Raw genomic sequence first — 2485 nt, 5'->3', positions numbered from 1 at the left:
GCCGGCGGTGCCTGGCTGCCGCAGCCGCCCGGCTTCGCCGCGTACGCCGTCGAGGCGCAGGACGGGGTGGAGGCGCGCGGGGGCGTGCCGGGATCGACCCTGGAGCTCTACCGCACGGCCCTGCGCCTGCGCCGCAAACTCCAGGGGGGCGAGACGCTGACCTGGGAGGAGGACGTTCCCGCCGGGGTGCTGCGGTTCGACCGCAACGACGGCTGGCGCTGCGTGGCCAACCTGTCGGCCGTCCCGGGCGCCGTTCACGCGGGCTTCGATCCGGGTCTCCGGGACGTGCGGTCACGGCGCGCACGCCCCGCGCCCCCGCCGCCGGAGGGCCGGAGCGGGGGCGGCCCGGCCGCCGCCTCCGCGACAGCGGGGAGGGCCGGGGTGGGCCCCGAACTGCACAGGTGGGGACGCGACGGCCCGTCCCGGCCTTCCCTCCGGCCGCAATCCGTCATGACGGGGGGGTAACCGCGCCCGTCGGACGACCGAACGAGATATCGGGACATTCCGTGCGCTTTATCTCATTTCCTCCTCCATACTCAGAGCATGAGTACGGCAACGTATGAACTACTGGCCGCGGGCCAGAACGTGCTGAACCTGGGCGCGGCCTTCATCGGCGGCCTGGTCGTGGCCGGTGCGCTGATCTGGGCCGTCCGCATCGGCATGAAGGTCATGGACCAGGAGGAGAACCGCCCCCGCCCCGAGGACCAGCCGAGACTGCCGGAGACCGGCGCGGTCCACGAGATGCGGGAGATGCGGGAGCCGGACGAGATGCCGACGGCACCGAGGGACGGCGAACGCCTCATGCCCTACCAGCTCCACCACTCCGCCACCAGAACGGGAAAGGACCAGCAGCGCAAGCGCTGGCTGCCCGGATCGAGCGGCGCCTTCGGCAGCGGGGGTCCGGGACACGTGTGACCGGTGGAGTCCGGAGCCGGTCCGTGCGCGGACCGGCTCCGGACTCGTCGGCGGGCCCGCTCCGGCTCCGTCAGCGGCTCAGCCAGGCCGTCGTGTCCGGGGCCAGGCGGCCGTCCGTCAGGGGCGCGCTGGTCAGCAGGACCTCGCCCGCGGGCAGGGGGACCGGGACGGCCGACAGGTTGGCCACGCAGCGCCAGCCGTCGTTGCGGTCGAACCGCAGCACCCCGGCGGGAACGTCCTCCTCCCAGGTCAGCGTCTCGCCCCCCTGGAGTTTGCGGCGCAGGCGCAGGGCCGTGCGGTAGAGCTCCAGGGTCGATCCCGGCACGCCCCCGCGCGCCTCCACCCCGTCCTGCGCCTCGACGGCGTACGCGGCGAAGCCGGGCGGCTGCGGCAGCCAGGCACCGCCGGCGCCGAAGCCGTACGACGGTCCGGTCGTCGTCCACGGCAGGGGCACCCGGCAGCCGTCGCGGCCCTTGCGGACCCGGCCGCTCTGCTCCCAGACCGGGTCCTGGAGGACCTCCGCGGGCAGGTCGGCGACCTCGGGCAGGCCGAGTTCCTCGCCCTGGTACAGGTAGGCCGAGCCGGGCAGGGCCAGCATCAGCAGGGTCGCCGCGCGGGCCCGGCGCAGTCCGGCGGCGGCGTCGACGGCCGGGGCGCGTCCGCCGGACAGCAGCCAGGCGTCGGTGTCGGTGTCCGGGGGGAGCATCAGGCGTGAGGCGTGGCGTACGACGTCGTGGTTGGAGAGCACCCAGGTGGCCGGGGCGCCGGCCGCGCGGGCCGTCTCCAGCGAGCCGTCGATGACCTCGCGGAGCGCCCCGGCGTCCCAGGGGGCCTGCAGGTACTCGAAGTTGAAGGCCTGGCCCAGTTCGTCCGGGCGGGCGTACAGGGCGCGCCGGGCTCCGGGCACCCAGGCCTCGGCGACGGCGGTGCGGGGCGGGGAGTAGGCGTCGAAGATCTTCCGCCAGTCGCGGTAGATCTCGTGCACCTCGTCGCGGTCGAAGAAGGGGTGGGTGCCGGGCGCGAACCCGGCCAGGGCGGCGTCGCCGCTGCGTTCCGGGGTGCCGAGGTCGCGCAGGGGTTCGCCCAGGTCCTTGGCGAGGGCGTGCGCCACGTCGACGCGGAAGCCGTCCACGCCCCGGTCGGACCAGAACCGCAGGGTGGTGCGGAAGTCGGCGCGGACGTCCTGGTCGGCCCAGTTCAGGTCGGGCTGTTCGACGGCGAAGAGGTGCAGGTACCACTGCCCGTCGGGCACCCGCTGCCAGGCGCTGCCGCCGAAGACGGACTGCCAGTCGGTGGGCGGGCGCTCGCCCCCCGGGCCGCGGCCGTCGCGGAAGACGTAGCGGTCGCGGGCCGCGGAGCCGGGGCCGGCCCGCAGCGCCTCCTGGAACCAGACGTGCCGGTGGGAGGTGTGGTTGGGGACGATGTCGACGATGACCTTCAGCCCGAGGCGGTGGGCCTCGGCGACCAGCGCGTCGAAGTCGTCGAGGGTGCCGAGGCGCGGGTCCACGTCCCGCGGGTCGGCGACGTCGTAGCCGCCGTCGGCGAGTTCGGAGGGGTAGAAGGGGCTCAG

The 2485-nt window shown here is 74.9% G+C and carries 2 protein-coding genes and 1 pseudogene; 2 read left to right on the top strand and 1 reads right to left on the bottom strand.

The genetic code is table 11. The annotated features are described in order from the left end of the window. Window positions 1-465: pseudogene (locus AOK18_RS34630) on the top strand (hypothetical protein); the annotation flags it as partial. 78 nt (window positions 466-543) lie between these two features. Beyond that, window positions 544-915, top strand: a complete 372-nt coding sequence (locus AOK18_RS23895; RefSeq protein WP_055572753.1) for a DUF6479 family protein — start codon at window positions 544-546, stop codon at window positions 913-915. A 70-nt stretch (window positions 916-985) separates the two neighbouring features. Here the strand turns inward: AOK18_RS23895 and AOK18_RS23890 are convergent. Further along, on the bottom strand, window positions 986-2485 hold a 1500-nt coding region (locus tag AOK18_RS23890), incomplete at its 5' end, for a glycoside hydrolase family 13 protein (RefSeq protein ID WP_055695673.1).

The sequence above is a fragment of the Streptomyces prasinopilosus genome (genome assembly GCF_001419695.1).
GTDB lineage: Bacteria > Actinomycetota > Actinomycetes > Streptomycetales > Streptomycetaceae > Streptomyces > Streptomyces prasinopilosus.
Note: the sequence above shows the minus strand (reverse complement) of the source record. Positions and strands in the feature narration are given on the sequence as shown.